The organism is Pseudomonas sp. RIT-PI-q (assembly GCF_001297125.1).
Taxonomy (GTDB): Bacteria; Pseudomonadota; Gammaproteobacteria; order Pseudomonadales; family Pseudomonadaceae; genus Aquipseudomonas.
In genome coordinates, this window is sequence record NZ_LHPC01000013.1 from 26,520 (window position 1) to 49,169 (window position 22,650).

The following is a 22,650-nucleotide window of genomic DNA, read 5'->3' on the forward strand; positions in this document are numbered from 1 at the left end:
CCTTCGCTGGCAAGCCAGCTCCTACAGGGGGTTGAGGTGCAGCAGGACGAAATCGTTTTTGTCGAAACGGCCGCTGATCACGGGCGGCAATGAGCCTAGTGGCGTGCCCTGCAGGGCGCGGTAGTCGCTTTCATCCATCATCAACCATGCCGGCCCATGAAGGTTTTCCAGTTCTTGGGTGGACTCAGTGAACACCGGCTGCAAGTCCTGCTCGATATTGACCATGAACTTGATCGCCTTGGCGTCCTTGCCCATGGCATGCAACACCAGCGGCGCGGGGTCTTCCTGGACCATCGAAAATGCCGCACGGCTGAAGGTTTGCGTGTCATAGAGCCGACGTTCGACCGGTTCAAACACCAGAATGTAGACCGACCACAGCGCCAGCACCGCGCAAAAGGCCAGTGTTTGAGCCCGCCAACCGGGCCGCAAAAGCACGGCCAGGCCGATCACTTGCAACACGCCAAGAATGATCAGGATTGAAGTCAGCGCCGTCATCTGCTCGGGAAATCGTCGGCGCGCGACCAGCAATCCCACCATCAACAGACCCGGTATCAGCAACCAAAGCCCCTGCATCAATCCCCGCAACCAGACAAACACCCGACCCTGCACCACCTGAAACGGATACGCCGCAATGATCGCCGCCATGGGCAACATCGGCAGCAGATATCGGGCCTTTTTCGCCTGGGGGATCGACAAGCCGACCATCACGATCAACCCGGCTGCCATGCAGTATTGCAACAGGCGCAGCGCCGGTCCGTTCTGTCCTGGATTCGTCAGCCACACCACCGCCAGCACCAGCAGCGCCAACGGGTAAGCGAGTGCATAGTTGCCCAGCGAACTGGTGAAGTAATACAGCGAACCGCTGACACCCTCGCTGCCGTCGAGGCGCCCCATGAATTGCATGCGCACCACGTCCTGCATGAAGGCCGTGCCGCCAATAGCTTCGGCCAGCCACAACAGGGCGCCGACGCACACTGCCAGCAACACGGCGGCTGTCAGGCCGAAACCGAACAAGCGCTGCCATTGCCGATTGAGCACGAAGTAGCTGCACAACATGCCGGTGGGAATCACCAGGCCTATCGGGCCGCGAACGCCGAAGGCCAGCAGCAATAGCGCAAAGATCAGCAGCCAGCGGCGCTTCGCCTCGAAATGATCGGCGGCATAGCCGAGGTAAAACACCGCAAAAGCCAGCGCCGCGAGCATCAAGTCCTGGGACACGGCACGGGTTTCGGTGACAAAGGTGTTGGTCAGCAGCATCAGGGCGATGCTCAGCAAAGCCCAGCGTTGGGAGTAGGGCGCCAGCAAGCGGTACATCAACGTGACGATCACCGCCCCGGCGATGGCACTCGGCAACCAGGCACTAAGGCTGTTGACCTGCCCGAACGGCTGGGACAGCCACCAGATGAACAGCGTCGAAAGCGCCGAGTAATCGGCGTAAGGCTGGCCATACGTGGTCGGGAAAACCGACGGGCCGTGGCGCAGCATCTCTTGGGCAAACAGCACAAACCGCGAATCAAATCCGATCGTCGCCTGCTGATACACCCCGGTGCTGAACAGCAATAGCGCCAGCAGCCCAACTCCTACGGACTGCCGGCGAACACTGGACGACAGGATCAAGCGACGACCTGAGCCGCCGGCCACTGTTGATGAGGAATCGGCAGCTTGCGTGATTCACCGCGACCCATCGGGAAATACAGGAAACCACTGCGCGCCAGACGCTCGGCGTCGTACAGGTTACGCCCGTCGAAGATCACCGGTGCGTTGAGACGTTGTTGGATCAGGTCGAAATCAGGCGCCTTGAATTGCTGCCACTCGGTGCAGATGATCAGCGCATCGGCGCCGGAAAGGACCGACTCCGGAGTGCCCATGAGCATCAGTTTCGATTCGTCAGGGTACAACTGCTGGGTTTCCTGCATGGCCTCCGGGTCGAACGCACGCACATTGGCCTCGGCCGCCCACAACGACTCCAGCAGCACCCGGCTCGGTGCATCGCGCATGTCGTCGGTGTTCGGTTTGAACGCCAGGCCCCACACGGCAAAGGTCTTGCCGCGCAAATCACCCTTGTAGAACGCGTTGATGCGCTCGAACAGTTTGTGTTTTTGCCGCTGGTTAATGGCTTCCACCGCTTGCAGCAGATCGCTCGAGCAGTGGGCCTCTTCGGCACTGTGGATCAGCGCCCGCATGTCCTTGGGGAAACACGAGCCGCCATAACCGCAACCGGGGTAGATAAAGTGGTAACCAATGCGCGAGTCGGCGCCGATGCCCAGGCGCACCGATTCGATGTCGGCGCCCAAGTGTTCGGCCAGTTCGGCGATCTGGTTGATGAAGCTGATCTTGGTCGCCAGCATGCAGTTGGCGGCGTACTTGGTGAGCTCGGCGCTGCGCAGGTCCATGAACATGATCCGGTCATGGTTGCGGTTGAAGGGCCCATAAAGTTCGCGCATCACCTCACGCACCTCATCGCTTTCACAGCCGATGATGATCCGGTCCGGACGCCGGCAATCAGCCACGGCCGAGCCTTCTTTCAAAAACTCCGGGTTGGAGACGATATCGAACTGCAACAACCGGCCGACCTTGATCAGGCACTTGTCGATGTGCGCGCGCAGGGTGTCGCCGGTGCCCACGGGCACGGTGGATTTCTCCACCAGAATCACCGGTTGTTCACGATGCCGGGCGACGGCTTCACCGACCGACAGCACATAGCGCAAGTCGGCCGAGCCATCGTCCCGGGACGGGGTTCCCACGGCAATGAACAGCACTTGCCCATGCTGCACCGCAAACTTTTCGTCGGTGGTGAACTGCAGACGCTTGGCGTCCAGACTTTCACGCACCAGGCTGGCCAGCCCCGGTTCGAAAATGCTCACGTGGCCCTGTTGCAGCAACTCGACTTTCTTCTCGTCAATGTCCATGCAGACCACGTCGTGGCCGACTTCAGCCAGGACGGCGGCTTGCACCAGGCCAACGTAACCGCTACCAAATACACTGATTTTCATGAGGCACTCCTGAGTTCGGGCGCGCGAGCAGGTCGAGAGTTAATGGTGATGACGCCGAGGATGACCAAGGCCACGCCAAGGCTTTTGGAAAGGCTGAACGCTTCGTTGAACAGCGGCAGGCTGGCGGCCAGCAGGTACACCAGCGCATAGCTGATGCTCAGCAGCGAATACGCCCGGCCCAGGGGCAAATCCCGCAGGGCGAGCAGCCAGCAGAACATCGACAGGGCGTACGCGAGAATGGCGGCCAGCACCACGGCGACGGCGGACGGTTGAATAGCTGCAGTGAGCCATTGTTCGGGCTGCGGCAGGTGGCTCATGCTCCAGCGCATGCCCAATTGCGCGGCGCTGACCAGCAACACGCTGCTCAGGGCAAAAGTGATTCCGCGACGCAGGTTCATGTGTGTTGCCCCAGCAGAATCACGCCGCCAATCACCAGCGCCACGCCCAGCCAGTGACGCCGGTCGATGGTTTCGTGGAAAACGAAGCGGGCGACCAGAGTGATCAGCACAAAATTCAAGCTCAACATCGGGTAGGCGATACCGACTTCAAGGCGCTGCAATACCAGCAGCCACACCAGCAAACCCAGCCCCAGGGAGCCGAGCGCCAGCCACAACCACGGCGAACGCAGTTTCTCGCCCCAGCCCGACAACTGGCCACGCCAGCTTTCCACGGCGTACTTCTGGGCGATCTGACCCAGACAGGTCAGCAGGCAGGCGGTCAATAGCAGTAGCAGGCTCATGATTCGGCCTGCGGAAAAATCAAAATCACGAGATTGCCTTGTTCATAGCGCTTGCCATCCTTTGGCAGCAGTTCGACTTCGCGCAGCTCGTCGTCCCCCTTGACCCGCATCAGCACACCGACGGAACCGTTGCGGCGGGCTTCGCGCATCCCCTGTTGCGCCTGATTGGGGTCGACTCGCTGCTGCCCGCCGTCAGGATAGGCCCGGCCATATTTCAGTTCGCCTATCGTGTTGTACAAAGCCACGTCCCCACGTTTCAGGCGCCCGGCCAGGGCCGAGGCGGCGCCCAGGTCGTTGCTCAGCAACTGGCTGGCCTGGCCGAGTTCCTGCGCGTGCTCGAAGATGAATTGGTCGGGCATCTTGTTGGCGACCACTGAATCAGGCAGCCCGGCCGGCACCAAGCCAATCAGCAGCAGACTGCCGAAGGCCGGTGCCGCCCAGCATTGCAGGGGCCTGAAGGCTTGCAGCAGGTTGGCCATGATCCAGCCGGTCAGGCCGATGAACACCAGCACCAGGTTGTGCAGTTCATGGCTGTAGAGCGGTTTTTTCAGTTGCAGGTAAACCAGCGCGAGGAGGGTGACCAAACCCAGCACCAGGTTCAGCAGGCCATTGATGCCCAGTGCCCGGCCGTGCTCCAGCTTCAAACGGTCCGCCAGCGCATGGCCCAGCAACAACGCCAGGGGCAACAGGCACGGCAGGATGTAGCTCGGTAATTTGCCTTTGCTGAGGCTGAAAAACAGCAGCGGCATCAACAACCACAACAACAGGAAAGCGATATTCGACTGGCGACGTGTTTGCCATGCCTGCCGCAACGCCGGTGGCAACAACGCCGCCCACGGCAGACTGAACGCCACCAGCAACGGCAGATAAAACCACCACGGCGCGTCATGTTGCGCATCGTCCCCGGCGAAGCGACGAATGTGTTCATGCCAGAAGAAAAACCGCCAGTAATCAGGCTCCTGCGCATGCACCGCCAAGGCCCATGGCAAGCTGACGGCGATGGCCACGACAATCGCCAACGGACCGTAAACCAGCAGTTCACGCCAGCGTTTTTGCCAGAGCATCCAGGGCAGGGCGATCAGTACCGGCAGCAGCCAGGCCAGAAATCCCTTGGTCAGGAATCCCATGCCACAAGCGAAGCCCAACCCGGCCCAACCGATCAGCCGCTGGCCACGGCTGACACTGTCCAGCGCAAACCACAAGGCAACCAGACTCAGGTTGACCCAGAAGGTGAATTGCGGGTCGAGATTAGCGTAGCCCGCGGCGCCGGCGATTACCGTGAAACTCATGTACAGCAGCGCGCAGGCAAAACTCTTGCGCGGGTCGTTCCACATCCGGCGAGCGATCAGGAAGCACAGCAACACACTCAGCCCGGTACTCAGGGCTGAAGCAAACCGCACACCGAACAGGTTCTGGCCAAACAGCGCCTGGCTGGCGGCGATCATCCAGTAACCGGCCACCGGTTTTTCGAAATAACGCAGGCTCATGAAATGCGGCGAGACCCAGTCTCCGCTCAGGAGCATGTCCTGGCTGATCTGGGCATAGCGGGTTTCGTCGGGAATCCACAAGCCATGGCTGGCCATCGGCAACAGATACGCCAGCGCACAAATGGCCAGTAATAACGGCAATGCCCAGGGTTTGCTCATACGCCTTGCACCCCCAGCCAGCCTTCACGGCCTTCGAGCGTGCCACGCACCACACGCCCGATCGGCAAGGTGCCGGGTGCCTCGGGCAGCAGATCGCCCAAGGGTTGAAAACAGATGCCTCGCTGGCGCGCATCGGCCAGCAGTTGACGAAAATCGTTGGCCATCAGAATCCCTTCTACTTCGGCATGGATTGTGTAGATGTTGAGTTTTTCGGCGCTGAAGCGCTCAAGAATGAAGGCGTTGTAGTCCTTGGCCGCCACGGTCGGGCCGACCACTTCATCGAAGGTCGGCAAGTCCACCGGAATCTGCGGCGCACCCAAACCACCGCCGGTCAATGCGGGTTGGAACAGACTCTGCCCGCGGCAATCGCTGTTGTAACGAAAGCCGAAAGCCTGCTTGGCGTCGATCACTCGCTCGTCCGCGCGCCAACCGGCAGCGGCCGAGCACTCGACCTTTTGCCCGAGGATGTCGCTGAGCGTGTCTACGCCCTGGCGAATGTGCTCGATCAATTGCGCATCGTTCCAGCGCCCGGCATTGGCCTGCCACCCATGGTGATCCCAGGCATGCAGGCCGACTTCATGACCGGCGTCCCGGGCTTGGCGCATCAAATGCCCCAGGTCACGGCCAATCGGTTTACCCGGCCAGGCAGTGCCGGCCAGCAGAATGTCCCAGCCGTACAGGCCGGCGGCGTTGGAGCGGAGCATTTTCCAGAGGAACTGCGGGCGGATCAGACGCCACAAATGGCGCCCCATGTTGTCCGGCCCGACGCTGAAGAAAAACGTCGCCTTGACCTGCGCTTCATCGAGGATTTCCAGCAGTCGTGGCACCCCCTCACGGGTGCCCCTATACGTGTCGACATCGATTCGAAGGCCTGCCTGCATTAGGGCTTGTCCGCGATTTCGAGCATGGCCTCGCGCAAGAAGAAATCCAGCGTGTTGCCAATGGTTTCACTCATTTCCACGGTCGGCGTCCAGTCCAGCAGGCGCTTGGCGTTGGCGATGCTCGGTTTGCGGTGGGACACGTCTTGGTAACCGGTGCCGTAGAAGGCTTTGCTTTCGACATCGCGGAACCCGGCGAATGGCGGGAAGTTGTCGCGCAACGGGTGCGCTTCGAACTGGCGCAACAACTCTTCGCCCAACTGGCGAATGCTGGCTTCGTTGTCCGGGTTGCCGATGTTGATGATCTGGCCATTGCAGGCGTCGTTCTCGTTGTCGATGATCCGTGCCAGCGCTTCGACGCCGTCGGCAATGTCAGTGAAGCAGCGTTTTTGCTCACCGCCATCGAACAGGCGAATCGGCGTGCCTTCCACCAGGTTGAGAATCAGCTGGGTAATCGCCCGGGAACTGCCAATACGCGCCGAGTCCAGGCGGTCGAGGCGTGGGCCCATCCAGTTGAAGGGGCGGAACAGGGTGAAGTTCAGGCCTTTCTGGCCATAGGCCCAGATCACGCGGTCGAGCAATTGCTTGGAGATCGAGTAGATCCAGCGTTGCTTGTTGATCGGGCCGACGACGAGGTTGGAGCTGTCTTCATCGAAGTTGTTGTCCTGGCACATGCCATAGACTTCCGAGGTCGACGGGAAGATCACGCGCTTGTTGTACTTGACGCAGTAGCGCACCAGTTTCAGGTTCTCTTCGAAATCCAGTTCGAACACGCGCAGCGGGTTGCGGGTGTATTCGATCGGCGTGGCGATCGCCACCAGCGGCAGTATCACGTCGCACTTCTTGACGTGGTATTCGATCCACTCGGAGTGGATGCTGATATCGCCTTCGACGAAGTGGAAATTGGGGTGGCTGCGCAGACGCTCGATGGCGTCCGAGCCAATGTCCAGCCCATAAACTTCGTATTTATCGTCACGCAGCAAGCGTTCGGACAAGTGATTGCCGATGAATCCGTTGACGCCGAGGATCAGCACGCGGGTACGACGCGGAGCGCGCCCGGACTCGGCGCCACGCAACACGGAACCGTCGACCAGGCCGAGTTCACTGGCCAGTTGCGGGCCACTGAGGTACAGGCCGTTGTCGTTACGCTGGCCAGCGCTGATGAGCAAGGAATCCTCGCCGCAGGCGATACGCAACGGGTCGACGCTGATCACCCGGCCCGGCGCCTGGCCTTCATTGCCCTTGGCGACTTCAGCGCTCCAGACAATCAGCTTGTGCTCGCCCACGGCGCAGAATGCGCCCGGATAAGGTTGGGTGACGGCGCGCACCAGATTGAACAGTTCTTGCGCCGGTTTGCTCCAGACCAGTTTGCCGTCAGCCGGGGTTCGACGGCCAAACACCGTGGCTTTGGCTTCGTCCTGAGGCGTTTCACTGACTTTACCGACCAGCAACGCTGGCAAGGTATCGCGCAGTAGATCGGTGGCTGCTACACGCAATTTGCCGTGCAGGGTCAGCGCTGTGTCGTTGCGCTCGATGGCAACCTTTTGCTGGGCGAGGATGGCGCCGGCATCGGCACGCTTGACCATGCGGTGCAGGGTGACGCCGGTTTCGGTTTCACCGTTGACCAGCACCCAGTTGGCCGGCGCGCGACCACGGTAGCGCGGCAACAAGGAACCGTGCAGGTTGAACGCGCCTTTACGGGCGGTGGCCAGCAGCGGCTCGCTCAGCAGGTTGCGGTAGTAGAACGAGAACAGGTAATCCGGGTTGAGTTTGCTGATGCGTTCGATCCACAGCGGGTGATTGGCATCTTCCGGGGCATGCACCGCGATGCCTTTGCTGGCACACAGTTGCGCAACGGAGCCGTAGAACGCGTTCTCCTTCGGATCATCGGCGTGGGTGAAGACCGCGGCAATGTCATAACCGGAACTGAGCAAGGCTTCGATGCCGGCACAGCCAATATCGTGATAGGCGAAGACAACAGCTTTTGCACTCATGAGAGAACCTGATCTGAAGAAGTGGAAGTGAGGCCGTCAACGGTGACAACAGGGGCCGGCATGGCGGGTTGGCCGCGCAGGACTTTCTCGATAAAGAACCGGGGACGGGCGCGCACGTCGCTGTACATGCGCCCCAGGTATTCGCCCAGCAGGCCCATGCCGATGAACTGGCCACCGGTAAACACGAACAGCACGGCGAACAGCACAAACGTACCGCCACCGGCCCAACTGGCACCGAAGGCCAGGCGCAAGACAATCAAGGCAATGGCGAACAGCACGCCCAAACCGGCCATGGCAAAGCCGACAATGCTCAGCAGGCGCAGCGGGGTAGTGGTCATGCAGGTGATCAGGTCAAACATCAAATTGACCAGGCGCATCGGGCTGTACTTCGATTCGCCGTGTTCGCGCTCGGCGTGGGTCACCAGGATTTCCGTGGTGTGCCGGGCGAAGCTGTTGGCCAGGATCGGGATGAACGTGCTGCGTTCGCGGCAGGCGAGCATCGCGTCGACAATGCTGCGGCGGTAGGCCCGCAGCATGCAGCCGTAGTCGCTCATGGCGACGCCGGTGGAACGCTGCACCGCCAGGTTGATCAGCTTCGACGGCCAACGGCGCAAGGCCGAGTCCTGACGGTTGTTGCGCACGGTGGCGACCACGTCATAGCCGAGTTCGGCCTGAGCCACCAATCGGGGAATCTCTTCCGGAGGGTTTTGCAGGTCGGCGTCGAGGGTGATGACGACGTCGCCCTTGCACTGTTCGAAACCGGCCATGATTGCCGCATGCTGGCCGTAGTTGCGGTTGAGAATGACCGCCACCACCGGGCTGCATTCACGATTGGCGGCTTCTTCAAGGATCTGCGCCGAGTTGTCGCGGCTGCCATCATCGACCAGCACGATCTCGTAGTCATGATGCAACTGCTGGCACGCCGCTTCGGTACGCCTGAGCAATTCAGGCAGGCTGTCTTGCTCGTTGTAGACCGGGATGACGATCGACACGCAACGGATCGGATAAGGTTTCACAGGCTTTTGTCCACTATGTTTTCAATGGCGCCGACGACACGGTCGACGTCATTGACAGTCATGTCGGGGAACAACGGGATCGAACACAGCCGAGCCGAGTTCCATTCGGTGTTGGGCAGGTAAATATTGGGGAAACGTTGGCGGTAGTAGGTGTGCAGGTGTGTGGCGACAAAGTGAATGCCGGTGCCGATGTTCTGTTCCTGCAAGGCCTTCATGAACGCTTCGCGATCCACTCCACAGCGCTCGGCGTCGATGCGCAGGATGAACAGGTGCCAGGCGTGCTGCTGCGGGTAAGCCGGTATCGCCAGCGGTTGCACCGTTGAGCCTTCGAGGCGTTGCAGGTAGGCGCGGGCCAGCTCCGTGCGCTTGGCGTTGATGTCGTCCAGTCGCTCCAGCTGCACCAGGGCGATGGCGGCATTGATGTCGGCCAGGTTGTACTTGAAGCCGGGCTCGATCACCTGGGCCTGGGGTTTGCGGCCATGGGTCAGGCGGTCGTAGGCATCGACACCGAGGCCGTGAAACTTGAGCATGCGCACCCGGGAGGCGAGGGCTTCATCGTCGCTGACGAACATCGCACCTTCGGCGCAGGTCATGTTCTTGATCGCGTGGAACGAGAAGATCGCCGTGCCTTTCGCGCCGACATGACGACCTTTGTAGAAGGTGCCTGCTGCGTGAGCGGCATCTTCGATGACGGGGATGCCGTGTTTGTCGGCCAACGCATAAAGCGGATCGAGATCGAACGCGGCACCGGCGTAATGCACGGGAATAATGGCTTTGGTGCGGGCGGTGATCGCTGCTTCGATGTTCGACAGATCACTCATCAAGGTGTCGCGATCAACGTCGACAAACACCGGCGTGGCGCCCAACAGGCAAATCATGTTGGCGGTCGACACCCAGGTCTGCGACGGAGTAATAACTTCATCGCCCGGACCGATTCCCATTGCCAGTAACGTAATGTGCATCCCGCCAGTGGCCGAGGACAGTGCCACGGCATGACGACAACCGACGTAGTTGGCGAATTGCTCTTCCAGTTCCTGGTTTTTCGGCCCGGTAGTGATCCAGCCGGAGCGTAAAACTTGCTCTACGGCGGCAATTTCTTCATCGCCGATACTGGGTCGGGAGAAGGGGAGAAAAGCCTGACTCATTGTCACCTCTGGGGCTGATGGATCGGTGGCGTTCATTCTGAATTTATTGGATCCAATCAAAGCGTAGTCGCAAAAATAGAAGCTGCATCAATTAGTTGAGTCAGTACGCTAATAATCAGCATTAGTTGGCTTTCACCGACTGGGTCTGCAGTTGGGCAAGTCCCACGACCGCCCCAGCTCTATCGAGATTAGGCCCGATTTTGTGAAAGGAACATGAAAAACCGGTCGGCAAATCATTTATCTGAAAGCTATTAAGCCATTGTTCAGACTACGGCCGTTCATCGCGGTTTTTAGTAGAAAAGTCCTACAGAAGTGTTCCGCTTTATATGAAGGATGTTTCAATTATTAGTCCATTCAGCCAATGTTCAGACGACGCTCATTGCCCGGATTCTTGACGGGAACGGAGTCTATTGCACCGCCTGCATTACCACCCCGCATAGACTTCACTGCTGTTTGACGTAACGCTATGCAACACTCGGCGAACTAACTACAAGACAGTTGAAGTTGTGGTGTCTGGCAGGGGCAAAGCAACGGCAACGGCAAGATCAAAAGATCTACAACGAACGCAACATCTGAAACCACCGCCCCCCTGTAGGAGCTGGCTTGCCAGCGAAGGACTCAAAGTCGCCACGTTTATCCTGTTGAAAACCGTCATCGTTAACGTGCTTCGCTGGCAAGCCAGCTCCTGCAGGGGATTGGGTGTATGCACGCTTTACCTGGCACGCAGTTGCTGACGGTACTGCCTGCGCAGATTACCGAGGGCTTTTGTCGGATTCCCCTGGCGGGGCCATTGAAGATGCTGGAGTTGCCCTTTAAGGTGCCCTCGTTCTATGTGAACCTGCACCGGCACGTACGCAGCGATGAATCCACCGCACTGAAATGGTTTTGTGCGCAAATCCTGACATCGCTGAGTGATCTGCAAGCTTGATGTCGCGACCCTGCACCGTGTCGACGTCCGCGGGTTTAACGTGAGTACGCCATTTTTTTTTGCACTGTTTTCATTCAAGGCCGTTTCGTTTGATTGACTTACCTATTACTGCTCCAGCTGCTTCGAACATCAACCCGATGACCGTCTATCTGGCTCGACTGGCGCCGTCCAGCCAACTGACCATGCGTTACATTTTGCAGGACGCGGCCGATCGCCTGGGTTTCGAGGACATGAACGTCGAGGAGATTCCCTGGCATCAGCTGCAGCCCGAGGATGTGATTGCGCTGGTCGCGACCTTGCGCACCGACGGTTACGCACCCAACACTTCTTCGCTGTACGTCAATGCGGTGCGCGGGGTGATGAACGAAGCGTGGCGCATGAGCCTGATCAGTCAGGAACACTTGTTGAAAATGCGCTCGGTCAAGGGCATTGCCGGCACGCGGCTGTCCCAGGGGCGCAACCTCAAGCGCACGCTGATCCAGGAATTGATGGCGGTCTGCGCTGCCGATCCAAGGCCACAAGGCCTGCGGGACGCGGCGATCATCGGGATTTTGTACGGTTCGGGCATGCGCAAGTCGGAATCGGTGAATCTGGACCTGAACCAGGTCGATTTCACCGAGCGCAGCCTTCGGGTCACCGCCAAGGGCAACAAGCAACTGATCAAGTACGCGCCGGCCTGGGCCTTCGCCAAGCTGAATGACTGGCTGGAACTGCGGCGCTCGCAACTGAAAGAGGGTGAAACGGACGATGCGTTTCTGTTCAACCGCATTCGCCGGGGCAGCCACATCACCCGTGAGCGCATTACCAAACATGCGATCTACTACATCGCCCGGCAGCGGGGCGCGCAGGTCGGGGTGAAGATCATGCCGCATGATTTCCGCCGCTCGTTCATCACCCGGGTGATCGAAGAGCACGACCTGTCGATTGCGCAAAAACTCGCGCACCACAGCAATATCCAGACGACCGCCAACTACGACGTGCGCGATGACAATGAGCGGCGGCGGGCGGTTGATCGCTTCGATTTGTGACGCACGGGGTTCAGGGTTCGCTCAGGACGTGGGCATGGCCGATGGTCGAGACATGCACCGCGCTCCCCGCCGGTGGCGCATGCATGCCGGAGCTGCGCACCAGTAGCGAGCGGCCTGGCTGGTCTTCGTTTACCAACGACTCCAGTTCCACGGTCAACGTGCAGGTATTGCCGCCGAAATCCCGGTCCGTCACTACGCCTCTGCACCCTTGTGAATGAGCTTCGCCGGTGATCGGACTGCAGACCTGAAGTTGCTCTGGCCGCAGCATGATTTGCGCCGAACTGTTGTTGCGGTGGTTGTTGACCGGTATCCGCCCCAGGTCGCAATGCGCCCAGCCCGCTTCGATTCTGGCGGGCATGACCACGGCTTCACCGAGGAACAGTGCGGTTTGTTCATCGTCGGGATAGCGGTACAGGTCCAGTGGATGGCCGGATTGCACCAGCCGGCCCTGGCGCATCACTGCCAACTGATCGGCGAACGACAACGCCTCACTCTGGTCATGGGTGACCAGAATGGTGGTGACACCCGCGTCGGCCAGCAGTCGCGCGACCAATTTACGCATGGCGGCACGCAGGCCGGTATCGAGTGCGGAAAATGGCTCATCCAGCAACATCAATCGCGGCTGTTGGGCCAAGGCCCGCGCCAGGGCCACACGCTGTTGCTGGCCGCCGGAGAGTTCGTGGGGCCAGCGCTCGGCCATGTTCGAATCCAGCGCAACGCTGTCCATCAACTCGGCGATCCGCTGCTGTTTTTCCAGGCCCTTGGTGGACAGCCCAAAGCCAATATTGGCGGCCACGGTCATGTGCGGGAAGAGGGCGCCGTCCTGGGGAACATAGCCAATCAAACGCTGATGCGCGGGCACCTCGTGGGTGCTGTCGACGAGCGTCTGACCGTTGAGCGTCAGGCGACCTGAGTCCGGGAATTCGAAGCCGGCGATCATCCGCAGCAAGGTGGTCTTGCCAGAACCCGAAGGGCCGACGATGACTGTGCGGCTGCCGGTGGGCACCGACAGGCTGATGTTTTCCAGGGCCCGTTGAGAACCGTAGGCCTTGTAGATCGAGTGCAGTTCCAGAGTGTTCATCGGCCAGCCGTTCGTTTGGATTGGTGATAAAGGAGTCCGGTCAACGGCAGCGAGAGCAAGATCATCAGCAGGGCATAAGGCGCCGCAGCGGCATAATCGATTTCGCTGGTCATGGCCCAGAACCCGGTGGCCAAGGTGCGCGTGCCGTTCGGGGCGAGCAGCAGGGTGGCGGTCAACTCATTGGTGATCGCCAGAAACACCAGCGCGGCGCCTGCGGCAGCACCGGGTGCGGCCAGGCGCAGAGTGATCAGCCACAATGCCCGCGCAGGCGTGCGACCGAGGCTGCGGGCGATGTTTTCCAGTTCCACCGGTGCCTGGGCGATACCGGCACGCAAACTCACCAGGGCGCGCGGCAAGAACATCAGCAGGTACGCCAGCAATACCGTGATCGTGGTCTGGTAAATCGGCCGGGCAAAATGGATGGTGATCGTCACCAAGGCCAGGGCAACGACAATCCCCGGCAGCGAACTGGTGATGTAGTTACAGCTTTCCAGTAGCCGCTGCATTCGGCCCGGCGAGCGGATCGACAGCCAGGCAATCGGGATGGCCGCGCAGGTGGTGAGAATGGCGCCCGCGGCCCCGAACTGCAGGGTCTGTTGCAAGGCCGGCAGCAGTTCGCCCAGCTCCCAGACTTGCGTGCCGCCGGCGATCAGCCACTTGCCCAGCGTAATCAACGGCACACCCAGCGCCAGTGCGCAGGTGACGATTTGCAAGGTCAGTGCGAGTGCGGTTGCCCAGCTCTTCAGACGCACGACCCGCTGATCACGGGCGCTTCCCGAACCGACCCGGGCGTAACGCGCGTTGCCGCGAGCGGCGGATTCGACGGTCAGCATCGCCAGGCAGCACAGCGCGAGCACACTGGCGAGCATGTTGGCGGCCGGCCCGTTGAAGGTGGATTTGAACTGATCGAAAATCGCCGTGGTGAAGGTGTCGAAGCGGATCATCGCGTACAGGCCATATTCGGCCAGCAGGTGCAGGCCGACCAGCAAGGCCCCGCCGCAGATTGCCAGGCGCAGTTGCGGCAGTACCACGCGGAAAAATACCACCCAGGGTTTCAGACCCAGGGATTCGGCGACGTCTTCTATCGCCGGATCAAGCCGGCGCAGGGTTGCTGCGACCGGCAAGTAAAGGAACGGGAAGTAGGCGATGACCGAAACCAGCACCCCGGCAAACAATCCATGGATCGGTGGCACCAGACTGACCCAGGCGTAGCTGTGCACGAACGCCGGCACCGCCAAAGGCGCAGTCGCCAGCAACGACCACCAACGCCGCCCCGGCAAATCGGTGCGTTCGGTGAGCCAGGCCAGCGCCACACCGAGCGTGACGCACAAGGGAATTGTGATCACCACCAGCAACACCGTGTTGATCAACAACTCGCCGACCCGAGGTCGGAAAACCAATGGCACCAGGGTTGCCCAGCCAGTCTCGAACGACACGCCAATGACGAACGCAATTGGCAGCAGCGCCAGCATTGAAACCAGCACCGACAAACCAATCACCCACGCACCGCCGCGCCGCGCAAAGACACCGCGTGACCGTCGTCGCAAATTTGCGGGTATCGCCTCAGCGACACCCGCCGGCAGGGTTTCAGGCATCAATTAGAGCAGTCCGGCCTGAGTCATCAGCTCCACGGCTTTTTTACTGTCGAGTTTTGAGGCATCGACAGTCGGCGCGTCAAGTTGCTGCAAAGGCACCAGTTTGGGGTTGGATTCAGCGTTCTTGCCCACGGCGTATTCGAACGATTTACCGGTCTTGAGGATGGCCTGACCGTCTTTGCCAGTCACCCACTTCAGGAACGCCTGGGCTTGTTCCTTGTGTTGGCTGGACGCCAGGACGCCGCCGCCCGAGACGCTGACAAACGCGCCCGGATCCTTGTGCTTGAAGTAGTGCAGGGCGGTGTTCTTGCTGTTTTCGCCGGTCTTGGCCTGGTCACCGAAGCTGTAATAGTGGTAGATCACGCCGCTGTCGACCTGCCCGGCATTCACCGCTTTGAGCACGGCGCTGTTACCGCGATACGCCGTAAAGTTGGTTTTCATCCCTTTCAACCATTCGAGCGTGGCGGCTTCACCCTTGAGTTCGAGTACCGCGGCGACGATCGCCTGGAAGTCGGCACCGGCCGGCGAAGCACCCCAGCGACCTTTCCAGTTCGGGCCGGCGAGGTCCATCAGCGACTTGGGCAATTGCGCTTCAGGCAGTTTGCTCGGGTTGTAGACAAATACCGTGGAGCGCGCGGCAATCCCCACCCATTTGCCATGGGCCGGGCGATACGCTTCGCCAACCTGTTCCAGGGTGGTCGGGGCGACCGGAGCAAACAGCCCGGCGTTGTCGACCAGGACCATGGCCGGGGAGTTTTCGGTCAGGAACACGTCGGCCGGCGAGGCGGCGCCTTCTTGCACGAGCTGATTACCCATCTCGGTGTCGTCGCCGTTGCGGACGGTGACCTTGATGCCGGTTTCCTTGGTAAAACCGTCGATCCACGCTTTGGTCAGGCTTTCATGCTGGGCGTTGTAGACCACGATGCCGTCGGCATCGGCTGCGTACACATGGCCAGCGCTCAATAGAGCGGTAACCAACAGGGCTTTTTTCAGGAAGGAAGGGCGAGTGGAATTCATGCGGTAGCAGCTCCGGTTTTTTTTAGAATCGTGCGCGCAGACTCGACAGAATCGACGAGAAGGGTCGTCGATGAGTGTAGATCAATACGAATCATTTGCATGTTTAAGGCGCGGCGAATGTAGAGCTTGAATTGAGAAAAAAACGTCAAAATTTCATCACAAATGCATCTAGCTTGCGTTCGGCCTCTGTAGGCGCCTGGGAGGCTGCGATCGGCTCTGTAGCAGCTGTCGAGCTTGCGAGGCTGCGTTCGGCTGCGCAGCAGTCGTAAACCCTGAGCATGCGGTTTTCCTGACGCACCGCGTTGCCTGATTTCACGACTGCTGCGCAGCCGATCGCAGCCTCGCAGGCTCGACAGCTCCTACAGAGCCGAACGCAGCCTCGCAAGCTCGACAGCTGCTACAGAGCCGAACGTAGGCTTCTACAAATTGTGTATCAGGTTGATGGGCAACCTTTTTGCGTTCCGCTCGCGGTTTGGCTGATCAGTGCGGCCAGACGTTTGACATTGTTCTGCTGAGCCGCCACCAGCTCATCGATGGACGGGCCGGAAGGCGTCTGCAACGTGCTGCGGCACGTCACCAGCGAGACATCGGTTTGACCGAGGTCGCGCAGGCGCCATTTGACGTCGATCAAGCCGTATTGGCCGGGAATCGAGTCGAAGCGCTGCACATCCAGGCGCACCGAGACTTTGCGCCGGGGGTTGCTGTTGACCAGTTGATCCACCAGCGCGCTGCGCAGTTCATCCACCAGACTCGCGGCCCACCATTGGGTTTCCAGAATCGCCAGGCCACTGTTGCCCTGGCGGATAACTATCTGCGGACGGTCGACCTGCGGGGGCACGCTCAGGCCTTCGATCTGGATATCCTGCGCGCCGGACCTTGAGTTACCGCTCAATTGGGTCGGGATCAGGGTGTGAAATTGAATCGGATCACTGCGGCAGGCGGTGAGCAGCAACAGCGCAGTGACCAAGGTGATTTTGTACGAAAAAGCCATGGGTGTTGCTCCTGTGCTCAGTTGCGCGGTGGCGCTTGCAGATCCATTGGCGCGGCGTTGTTGGGGCGACCGCGGATCAGCGATTCCGGATGCCGTCCCAGGTAATCCGAGAGCTCACGCAACGAGCGCGACATGCGTCCGAGTTCGTCCAGGGTCTGGGTCAACTGCTCACGTTGCGGTGAATCCTCGGCCAGCGTCGAACTGGCCGAATTCAGGGTTTTGCTGACGTCCGCCAGGGTGGATTGCACGCCGGGCAGGGTCTTTGCGTTGAATTGCGTCAGGCCTTTGCGCAGTTCGACGAGGTTGCTGTCGAGGTTGCTGGCGATGCGCTCCACGGGCAGGTTGTTGATCTTGGTGATCATGGCCTCGAGTTTTTCCTGCAATTGTTCGAGGCTGCCAGGAACGGTCGGAATCATCACCGGGCGGGCGTTCGGATCGAACACGACTTTGTCTGCCTTGGGGTAGAAATCGAGGGCAATGTAGAGCTGGCCGGTCAGCAGATTGCCGCTACGGGCCTGTGCCCGCAGACCGTTCTCGATAAAGGTGCCGATCAGCCGAACGCCTGCGGCTTCGTCATTGGGGTCATGCTTCAAGGCCTCAAGCATTTTGATATGGGCCTGGCCGAGCCGTTGCGGGTAGATCACGATGCCAACATTGATCGGGAAACTGCGTTTTTTCGCGTCGAAATCCAGATTGACCGCCACGACTTTGCCGAACTCGACACCGAGGAATTCCACCGGTGCCCCGACCTTGAGGCCACGCAAGGCCTGATCGAAACGCAACACCAGGTATTGGCCCTTGCCGTTGGGTGGGGCGAGGGCGGTTTGCTGGTCTTCGAACAGTTCGAAGGTTTTTTCATCCCCGGCCAGCTCATCGTTGGGACTGTATTCCGGTGCCCGGAAGGCAATACCGCCGACCAGGATAGAGGACAGCGACTCGGTTTTTACCGAAAAGCCGTTGGCGCCAACATTCACGTCAATGCCGCTGGCGTTCCAGAATCGGGTGTTTTTAGTGACGTAGGCATCGTTGGGCGCGTGGATGAATACTTCGATGTTCACCCCTTTGCCGTCGGCATCCAGGGCATAGGCCACCACCTGGCCGACGGGAATCTTGCGGTAGTAAATGGGCGAGCCGATGTCCAGTGAACCGAGGTCTTCGGTGTGCAGCATGAAGCGCTTGCCCGGCTCGCCATAGGTAATCGGCGGCGGGTTTTCCAGGCCGGTGAAGTTCTTCGCGCGGGCATTGGACTGGCCGATATCGGCGCCAATGTAGTCCCCGGAAAGCAGGGTATCGATGCCCGACACCCCGCCTGCGCCGATGCGCGGGCGCACCACCCAGAACTGCGAGTCTTCGCGGGTAAAGCTTTCGGCTTGCTTGGCCAGTTTGACGGTGGCGTTGACACTTTTCTGGTCGTTGCTCAGCTCGACATCGGTGACTTGCCCGATCACCACGTTGCGGTATTTGACTTCGGTTTTGTTGGCGGTCAGGCCGCTACCGGTCTTGAAGGTAATGGTGATGGTCGGGCCCTCTTGCAGGATGCTGTGCACCACCAGCGAGATCCCTACCAGCACCGCGACAATCGGCACGATCCATACCAGCGAAACGCTGAAACGACGGGTCTTTACAGGTGCCTGGCCGGGGGCTTGCGGCCCGTCAGTGGCTTGCGACTTCATCCGTGACCTCCTCGTTGTTTTGCGGGTATCCCCGCTCTTTATCCCAGATCAGGCGCGGGTCGAAACTCATCGCCGACAGCATGGTGAACACCACCACCAGACCAAAGAACAGAATGCCCGGGCGCGGTTCGATATCGGCCAGGGCTTGAAACTTCACCAGAGCGGCCACCAGGGCCACCACGATCACATCGAGCATTGACCAGTAACCGATGAGCTCGACGAATCGGTACAGCGTTGACCTTTCCTTGCGCGCCCACTGGCTGTCGCGCTGCACGGTAACCAGCAGCAGCGTCAGGGCCACGAACTTGATGCCAGGCACCGCGATGCTGGCGATAAAAATGATCAGGGCAATGTCCCAGGCACCGTGCTGCCAGAACTCCAGTACGCCGCTCATGATCGTGCTATCGGCGCCGTTGCCGACCATCTTGGTGTTCATCACCGGCAGCAGATTGGCCGGGACGTAAAACGCCAGGGCCGTGAACATGTAGGCCCAGGTCCGGGTAATCGAGTTGGTTTTGCGCCGATGCAACGGCGCGCCGCAGCGCTCACATTCGTGGGGCTCGTGGGTCATGTCGCAGGCCAGGCCGCAGCTGTGACACAGGCACAGGTTGAGTTCGCTGGCCACCGGAGGCGTTTTCATAGGATGTCCCACAGCTCACGGACATCGCGCCCGGCGATACGGATCATCATCAGGCTGAGAATCGCCAGGGCAAACAGGCCGATGCCGGGCAACACATCCAGCAGTCCGGCGAGTTTGATCACCGCGACCATGGCACCCAGCAGACAGACCTCCAGCATGCTCCAGGGCCGGAGGGTTTCCAGCCAGCGCATGCAGAACCTGAAACCGGGCGAGCGCTGGTCCGCCAGGGCGAAGCCCAGGACCCAGATCAGCAGCACCAGCTGGAAAATCGGCGCGATGATCATGGCGATCGCCGCCACCATCGCAATGAACGTGATGGGCCCGTGACTCAGGGCCAATACCGAATCCCAGAGCGTGGCGCTGTTTTTCAGGCCTTTGAGGCTGATGCTCATCACTGGGTAGAAATTGGTGAAAATCCACAGCACCAGGGCGGTGAAGCTCAACGCCAGGCGCTGCTGCACCGTCAGGCCGTTATAGCGCTGAAGCACGCCGCCGCAGCGCGTACACAGGGTTTTTTGATGTTTGGCGAGCGTGACTTTTTCATACACGCAGTCGCAGTGCTCGCAAATGATCAGCTGGTCAGTCGTTGCCATAGGCCAAGCTCGACAGGAGGCAGAAAGTGATGAGCACTCCCTCAATATAGAAGTGCCTCGCGATTGAGCAAATCGAAAGGCTGAACAAGAGATGGGCCGGACGGTCATTTGTGACTAATGACCAATCAGATAACCTGACGCGATCCATGTAGCAGCTGGCGAAGCCTGCGTTCGGCTGCGCAGCAGTCGTGAAATCAGGCAACGCGGTCCTTCAGGATGACCTCGCGCTCAGGTTTTACGACTGCTGCGCAGCCGAACGCAGGCTTCGCCAGCTGCTACATGGTAAGCGTCGGTGCTTCATCCCAATACTTCGCGCAGGCGATACCAGAACATGCCAAGTGCCAGCAGGGGCGAACGCAGCAGCGGGCCGCCAGGGAAGGTCATGTGCGGCACCGCGCTGAACACATCAAACCCCTGACTGTGCCCGGCATGGATCGCTTCGCCCAGCAACTTTGCGCACCAATGGGTCACGTTCAGGCCATGACCGGAATAACCCTGGGCGTAGAACACGTTCGGATGCTGGCTCAAGCGCCCGACCTGCGGGAAGCGATTGGCGGAGATGCCGATCTTGCCGCCCCATTGATAGTCGATGCGCACATTAGCCAGTTGCGGGAACACCTTCAGCATTTGCGGACGCATGTAGGCCGTAATGTCTGCCGGATCACGCCCCGAATAGTGGCAGGCACCGCCGAACAGCAGGCGCCGGTCCGCCGAGAGCCGGTAGTAATCCAGGCCGACTTTCTGGTCACACAACGCGAGATTCTGCGGGATCAATTGCGCAGCCACGTCCGGCGGCAGCGGTTCGGTGGCAATGATGTAACTGCCCGCCGGGAGCACCTTGCCGCTCAAGTTTGGTTCGAGTTCTTCCAGGTGCGCGTTGCAGGCCAGCACCAGACTGCCCGCACGCACCGTGCCACCGGCACAACGGACCTGTGCGGTGCTGCCATGGATCAATTCCAGCACCGGGCTCTGCTCGAATATCCGCACCCCAAGGGAGTGCGCCAGCCGCGCTTCACCGAGGACCAGATTGAGCGGGTGCAAGTGACCCGAACCCATATCGACCAGACCACCGGCATACACGCCTGAATTCACCACTTGCTGCCGGATCTGCTCAGCGCCGACGAGGCGGGTTTCGTGGGGATAGCCCGACTCGGCAAGGCTTTCCTGTTCGGTCTTGAGTGCCGCGAACTGCGCCTTGGTATTGGCCAGCTCGCAGAAGCCCCAGCGCAGGTCGCAATCGATGCCGTGCTCACGAATGCGGTCACCCACCAGCGCCACCGATTCGATCCCCGCGCGCTCGAGATAGCGCACACCTTCTGCACCGACATGCCGGGCGAAACCGCTGAGGTCATGGCCAATACCGCGAATCAACTGACCGCCGTTGCGCCCGCTGGCACCCCAGCCAATCCGCCGTGCCTCGAGCAAGATCACCTTGAGCCCGCGCGGGGCCAACTCGATCGCCGTATTGATCCCCGTAAAGCCACCGCCGATCACACAGACATCGGCCTCAAGATCCGCAGTCAGTGCGGGGTAGGGCGCCATTCCGTTGGCCGATGCGGCGTAATACGACTGAGTGTGTTCGTTGCTGTACTGGTTCATTTGTTGGACTTCACTTTGCTCCAGGAACGGGTCATCAGACGCATGATCGCCTGGGGCGGGGTGGTCGAAATGTAGAGCTTGTCGAGGACTGCCTGCGGTGGGTAAACCTCTGGATTGTTCACCAGTTCGGCGTCCATGTACTGCTTGGCGGCCGGGTTCGGGTTGGCGTAACCGACCGAGGCACTGACCTTGGCGATCACTTGCGGGTCGAGCAGGTAATTGATGAACGCGTGGGCTTCTTTCGGGTTGCTGGCGTCTGCGGGAACGGCCAGCAGGTCGAACCACAAGTTACTGCCTTCCTTGGGAATGGCGTACGCGATGTTCACGCCGTTCTTCGCTTCCTTGGCCCGGTTCGCCGCCTGGAACACGTCGCCCGAGTAACCGAAGGCGACGCAGATGTCGCCGTTGGCCAGGTCCGAGACGTACTTGGAGGAGTGGAAATAAGTGATGTACGGCCGGATGCTCAGCAGTTTGGCTTCGGCTTTTTTGAAGTCTTCAGGGTTTTCGCTGCGTGGGTCCATGCCCATGTAGTTAAGTATCGCCGGGAACACTTCGTCGGCCGAGTCCATCATCGACACGCCGCACTGGCTCAGTTTCTTGATGTTCTCCGGTTCGAACAGCACCGCCCAGGAATCGATGTGATCGATGCCGAGCACTTGCTTGACCTTGTCAACGTTGTAGCCAATGCCGTTGGTGCCCCACAGGTACGGCACCGAGTGCGCGTTTTCCGGGTCGTTCTTCTCCAGCAGCGCCAGCAGTTTCGGGTCGAGGTTGGAGAAGTTCGGCAACTGCGAACGATCCAGTTTGAGGAACGCACCGGCCTTCACCTGGCGAGCGAGGAAGTGGTTGGACGGCACCACCACGTCATACCCGGTACGGCCGGCGAGCAGTTTGCCTTCAAGGGTTTCGTTGGAGTCGAACACGTCGTAGATCACTTTGATCCCGGTTTTCGCCTGGAAGTCGACGAGGGTGGTCTCGCCGATGTAATCGGTCCAGTTGTAGACACTGACCTGTGGCTGGGCCTGTGTTACGGCGCTGAACAGCACAGCCAGCGCGACCGGGACCACGGATTTCAATAGACGCATTCGACACCT

The 22,650-nt window shown here is 60.1% G+C and carries 20 protein-coding genes; 2 read left to right on the forward strand and 18 right to left on the reverse strand.

What is annotated here, in order from left to right:
* Positions 1–21 precede the first annotated feature (21 nt).
* From AEQ67_RS02975 to arnB, 9 genes are read right to left on the reverse strand one after another with little or no spacing between them, the layout of a single operon-like run.
* The gene (locus tag AEQ67_RS02975) at positions 22–1,641 is read right to left on the reverse strand and encodes an ArnT family glycosyltransferase (protein WP_059402399.1); all 1,620 of its coding nucleotides are present in this window, start codon (positions 1,639–1,641) and stop codon (positions 22–24) included.
* Complete coding sequence (locus tag AEQ67_RS02980) at positions 1,614–2,993, reverse strand: UDP-glucose dehydrogenase family protein (protein WP_059402400.1); 1,380 nt, start codon at positions 2,991–2,993, stop codon at positions 1,614–1,616. The genes AEQ67_RS02975 and AEQ67_RS02980 overlap by 28 nt, the downstream gene beginning before the upstream one ends.
* Complete coding sequence (gene arnF, locus AEQ67_RS02985) at positions 2,990–3,391, reverse strand: 4-amino-4-deoxy-L-arabinose-phosphoundecaprenol flippase subunit ArnF (protein WP_059402401.1); 402 nt, start codon at positions 3,389–3,391, stop codon at positions 2,990–2,992. The genes AEQ67_RS02980 and arnF overlap by 4 nt, the downstream gene beginning before the upstream one ends.
* On the reverse strand, positions 3,388–3,732 hold the full coding sequence (arnE, locus tag AEQ67_RS02990) for a 4-amino-4-deoxy-L-arabinose-phosphoundecaprenol flippase subunit ArnE (RefSeq protein ID WP_059402402.1): 345 nt from the start codon (positions 3,730–3,732) through the stop codon (positions 3,388–3,390). Before arnE ends, arnF begins: the two co-directional genes overlap by 4 nt.
* Positions 3,729–5,378 (reverse strand): lipid IV(A) 4-amino-4-deoxy-L-arabinosyltransferase, encoded by a 1,650-nt coding sequence (gene arnT, locus AEQ67_RS02995; protein ID WP_059402403.1) that lies wholly within the window; start codon positions 5,376–5,378, stop codon positions 3,729–3,731. Before arnT ends, arnE begins: the two co-directional genes overlap by 4 nt.
* Positions 5,375–6,259, reverse strand: coding sequence for a 4-deoxy-4-formamido-L-arabinose-phosphoundecaprenol deformylase (gene arnD, locus AEQ67_RS03000; protein WP_059402404.1), 885 nt, complete (start codon positions 6,257–6,259; stop codon positions 5,375–5,377). Before arnD ends, arnT begins: the two co-directional genes overlap by 4 nt.
* Complete coding sequence (gene arnA / locus AEQ67_RS03005; protein WP_059402405.1) at positions 6,259–8,250, reverse strand: bifunctional UDP-4-amino-4-deoxy-L-arabinose formyltransferase/UDP-glucuronic acid oxidase ArnA; 1,992 nt, start codon at positions 8,248–8,250, stop codon at positions 6,259–6,261. The genes arnD and arnA overlap by 1 nt, the downstream gene beginning before the upstream one ends.
* Positions 8,247–9,266 (reverse strand): undecaprenyl-phosphate 4-deoxy-4-formamido-L-arabinose transferase, encoded by a 1,020-nt coding sequence (gene arnC, locus AEQ67_RS03010; RefSeq protein ID WP_059402406.1) that lies wholly within the window; start codon positions 9,264–9,266, stop codon positions 8,247–8,249. The genes arnA and arnC overlap by 4 nt, the downstream gene beginning before the upstream one ends.
* The gene (gene arnB, locus AEQ67_RS03015; protein WP_059402407.1) at positions 9,263–10,411 is read right to left on the reverse strand and encodes a UDP-4-amino-4-deoxy-L-arabinose aminotransferase; all 1,149 of its coding nucleotides are present in this window, start codon (positions 10,409–10,411) and stop codon (positions 9,263–9,265) included. The genes arnC and arnB overlap by 4 nt, the downstream gene beginning before the upstream one ends.
* A gap of 703 nt (positions 10,412–11,114) precedes the next feature.
* On the opposite strand from arnB, the gene AEQ67_RS03020 reads away from it, so the two are divergent.
* Both AEQ67_RS03020 and AEQ67_RS03025 read left to right on the forward strand, forming a co-directional pair.
* Positions 11,115–11,339 carry a hypothetical protein gene (locus AEQ67_RS03020; protein ID WP_059402408.1) on the forward strand — a complete coding sequence of 75 codons (225 nt, stop codon included), beginning with the start codon at positions 11,115–11,117 and terminating at the stop codon, positions 11,337–11,339.
* 137 nt (positions 11,340–11,476) lie between these two features.
* Positions 11,477–12,367, forward strand: coding sequence for a site-specific integrase (locus AEQ67_RS03025; protein ID WP_059402409.1), 891 nt, complete (start codon positions 11,477–11,479; stop codon positions 12,365–12,367).
* Between the two features lie 10 nt (positions 12,368–12,377).
* Here AEQ67_RS03025 and AEQ67_RS03030 read toward each other — a convergent pair whose 3' ends face one another.
* The 9 genes from AEQ67_RS03030 to AEQ67_RS03070 all read right to left on the reverse strand — a co-directional run bounded on the left by AEQ67_RS03030 (position 12,378) and on the right by AEQ67_RS03070 (position 22,641).
* On the reverse strand, positions 12,378–13,448 hold the full coding sequence (locus tag AEQ67_RS03030; RefSeq protein WP_059402410.1) for an ABC transporter ATP-binding protein: 1,071 nt from the start codon (positions 13,446–13,448) through the stop codon (positions 12,378–12,380).
* Positions 13,445–15,043 carry an ABC transporter permease gene (locus tag AEQ67_RS03035; protein ID WP_059402411.1) on the reverse strand — a complete coding sequence of 533 codons (1,599 nt, stop codon included), beginning with the start codon at positions 15,041–15,043 and terminating at the stop codon, positions 13,445–13,447. Before AEQ67_RS03035 ends, AEQ67_RS03030 begins: the two co-directional genes overlap by 4 nt.
* Before the next feature lie 3 nt (positions 15,044–15,046).
* Positions 15,047–16,060 carry an iron ABC transporter substrate-binding protein gene (locus tag AEQ67_RS03040; RefSeq protein ID WP_059402412.1) on the reverse strand — a complete coding sequence of 338 codons (1,014 nt, stop codon included), beginning with the start codon at positions 16,058–16,060 and terminating at the stop codon, positions 15,047–15,049.
* A 433-nt stretch (positions 16,061–16,493) separates the two neighbouring features.
* A complete protein-coding gene (locus AEQ67_RS03045) occupies positions 16,494–17,051 on the reverse strand; it encodes a PqiC family protein (protein ID WP_059402413.1) in 558 nt (185 codons plus the stop codon).
* A gap of 17 nt (positions 17,052–17,068) precedes the next feature.
* Positions 17,069–18,724 (reverse strand): PqiB family protein, encoded by a 1,656-nt coding sequence (locus AEQ67_RS03050; RefSeq protein WP_059402414.1) that lies wholly within the window; start codon positions 18,722–18,724, stop codon positions 17,069–17,071.
* Entirely contained in the window at positions 18,705–19,364 is a 660-nt protein-coding gene (locus tag AEQ67_RS03055; RefSeq protein ID WP_059402415.1) for a paraquat-inducible protein A, read from the reverse strand. The genes AEQ67_RS03050 and AEQ67_RS03055 overlap by 20 nt, the downstream gene beginning before the upstream one ends.
* Complete coding sequence (locus tag AEQ67_RS03060) at positions 19,361–19,957, reverse strand: paraquat-inducible protein A (protein WP_059402416.1); 597 nt, start codon at positions 19,955–19,957, stop codon at positions 19,361–19,363. Before AEQ67_RS03060 ends, AEQ67_RS03055 begins: the two co-directional genes overlap by 4 nt.
* Positions 19,958–20,254: 297 nt before the next feature.
* Positions 20,255–21,556, reverse strand: a complete 1,302-nt coding sequence (locus AEQ67_RS03065; RefSeq protein ID WP_059402417.1) for an NAD(P)/FAD-dependent oxidoreductase — start codon at positions 21,554–21,556, stop codon at positions 20,255–20,257.
* Complete coding sequence (locus tag AEQ67_RS03070) at positions 21,553–22,641, reverse strand: polyamine ABC transporter substrate-binding protein (RefSeq protein ID WP_059402418.1); 1,089 nt, start codon at positions 22,639–22,641, stop codon at positions 21,553–21,555. Before AEQ67_RS03070 ends, AEQ67_RS03065 begins: the two co-directional genes overlap by 4 nt.
* Positions 22,642–22,650: the final 9 nt, after the last annotated feature.

What these genes read in the sequence shown, in the direction of transcription:
- AEQ67_RS02980 (WP_059402400.1), bottom strand. Translation starts at nt 2,993, where the DNA reads ATGAAAATCAGTGTATTTGGTAGCGGTTACGTTGGCCTGGTGCAAGCC.
- arnF (WP_059402401.1), bottom strand. Translation starts at nt 3,391, where the DNA reads ATGAACCTGCGTCGCGGAATCACTTTTGCCCTGAGCAGCGTGTTGCTG.
- arnE (WP_059402402.1), bottom strand. Translation starts at nt 3,732, where the DNA reads ATGAGCCTGCTACTGCTATTGACCGCCTGCCTGCTGACCTGTCTGGGT.
- arnT (WP_059402403.1), bottom strand. Translation starts at nt 5,378, where the DNA reads ATGAGCAAACCCTGGGCATTGCCGTTATTACTGGCCATTTGTGCGCTG.
- arnD (WP_059402404.1), bottom strand. Translation starts at nt 6,259, where the DNA reads ATGCAGGCAGGCCTTCGAATCGATGTCGACACGTATAGGGGCACCCGT.
- arnA (WP_059402405.1), bottom strand. Translation starts at nt 8,250, where the DNA reads ATGAGTGCAAAAGCTGTTGTCTTCGCCTATCACGATATTGGCTGTGCC.
- arnB (WP_059402407.1), bottom strand. Translation starts at nt 10,411, where the DNA reads ATGAGTCAGGCTTTTCTCCCCTTCTCCCGACCCAGTATCGGCGATGAA.
- AEQ67_RS03020 (WP_059402408.1), top strand. Translation starts at nt 11,115, where the DNA reads ATGCACGCTTTACCTGGCACGCAGTTGCTGACGGTACTGCCTGCGCAG.
- AEQ67_RS03025 (WP_059402409.1), top strand. Translation starts at nt 11,477, where the DNA reads ATGACCGTCTATCTGGCTCGACTGGCGCCGTCCAGCCAACTGACCATG.
- AEQ67_RS03030 (WP_059402410.1), bottom strand. Translation starts at nt 13,448, where the DNA reads ATGAACACTCTGGAACTGCACTCGATCTACAAGGCCTACGGTTCTCAA.
- AEQ67_RS03035 (WP_059402411.1), bottom strand. Translation starts at nt 15,043, where the DNA reads ATGCCTGAAACCCTGCCGGCGGGTGTCGCTGAGGCGATACCCGCAAAT.
- AEQ67_RS03040 (WP_059402412.1), bottom strand. Translation starts at nt 16,060, where the DNA reads ATGAATTCCACTCGCCCTTCCTTCCTGAAAAAAGCCCTGTTGGTTACC.
- AEQ67_RS03045 (WP_059402413.1), bottom strand. Translation starts at nt 17,051, where the DNA reads ATGGCTTTTTCGTACAAAATCACCTTGGTCACTGCGCTGTTGCTGCTC.
- AEQ67_RS03050 (WP_059402414.1), bottom strand. Translation starts at nt 18,724, where the DNA reads ATGAAGTCGCAAGCCACTGACGGGCCGCAAGCCCCCGGCCAGGCACCT.
- AEQ67_RS03055 (WP_059402415.1), bottom strand. Translation starts at nt 19,364, where the DNA reads ATGAAAACGCCTCCGGTGGCCAGCGAACTCAACCTGTGCCTGTGTCAC.
- AEQ67_RS03060 (WP_059402416.1), bottom strand. Translation starts at nt 19,957, where the DNA reads ATGGCAACGACTGACCAGCTGATCATTTGCGAGCACTGCGACTGCGTG.
- AEQ67_RS03065 (WP_059402417.1), bottom strand. Translation starts at nt 21,556, where the DNA reads ATGAACCAGTACAGCAACGAACACACTCAGTCGTATTACGCCGCATCG.
- AEQ67_RS03070 (WP_059402418.1), bottom strand. Translation starts at nt 22,641, where the DNA reads ATGCGTCTATTGAAATCCGTGGTCCCGGTCGCGCTGGCTGTGCTGTTC.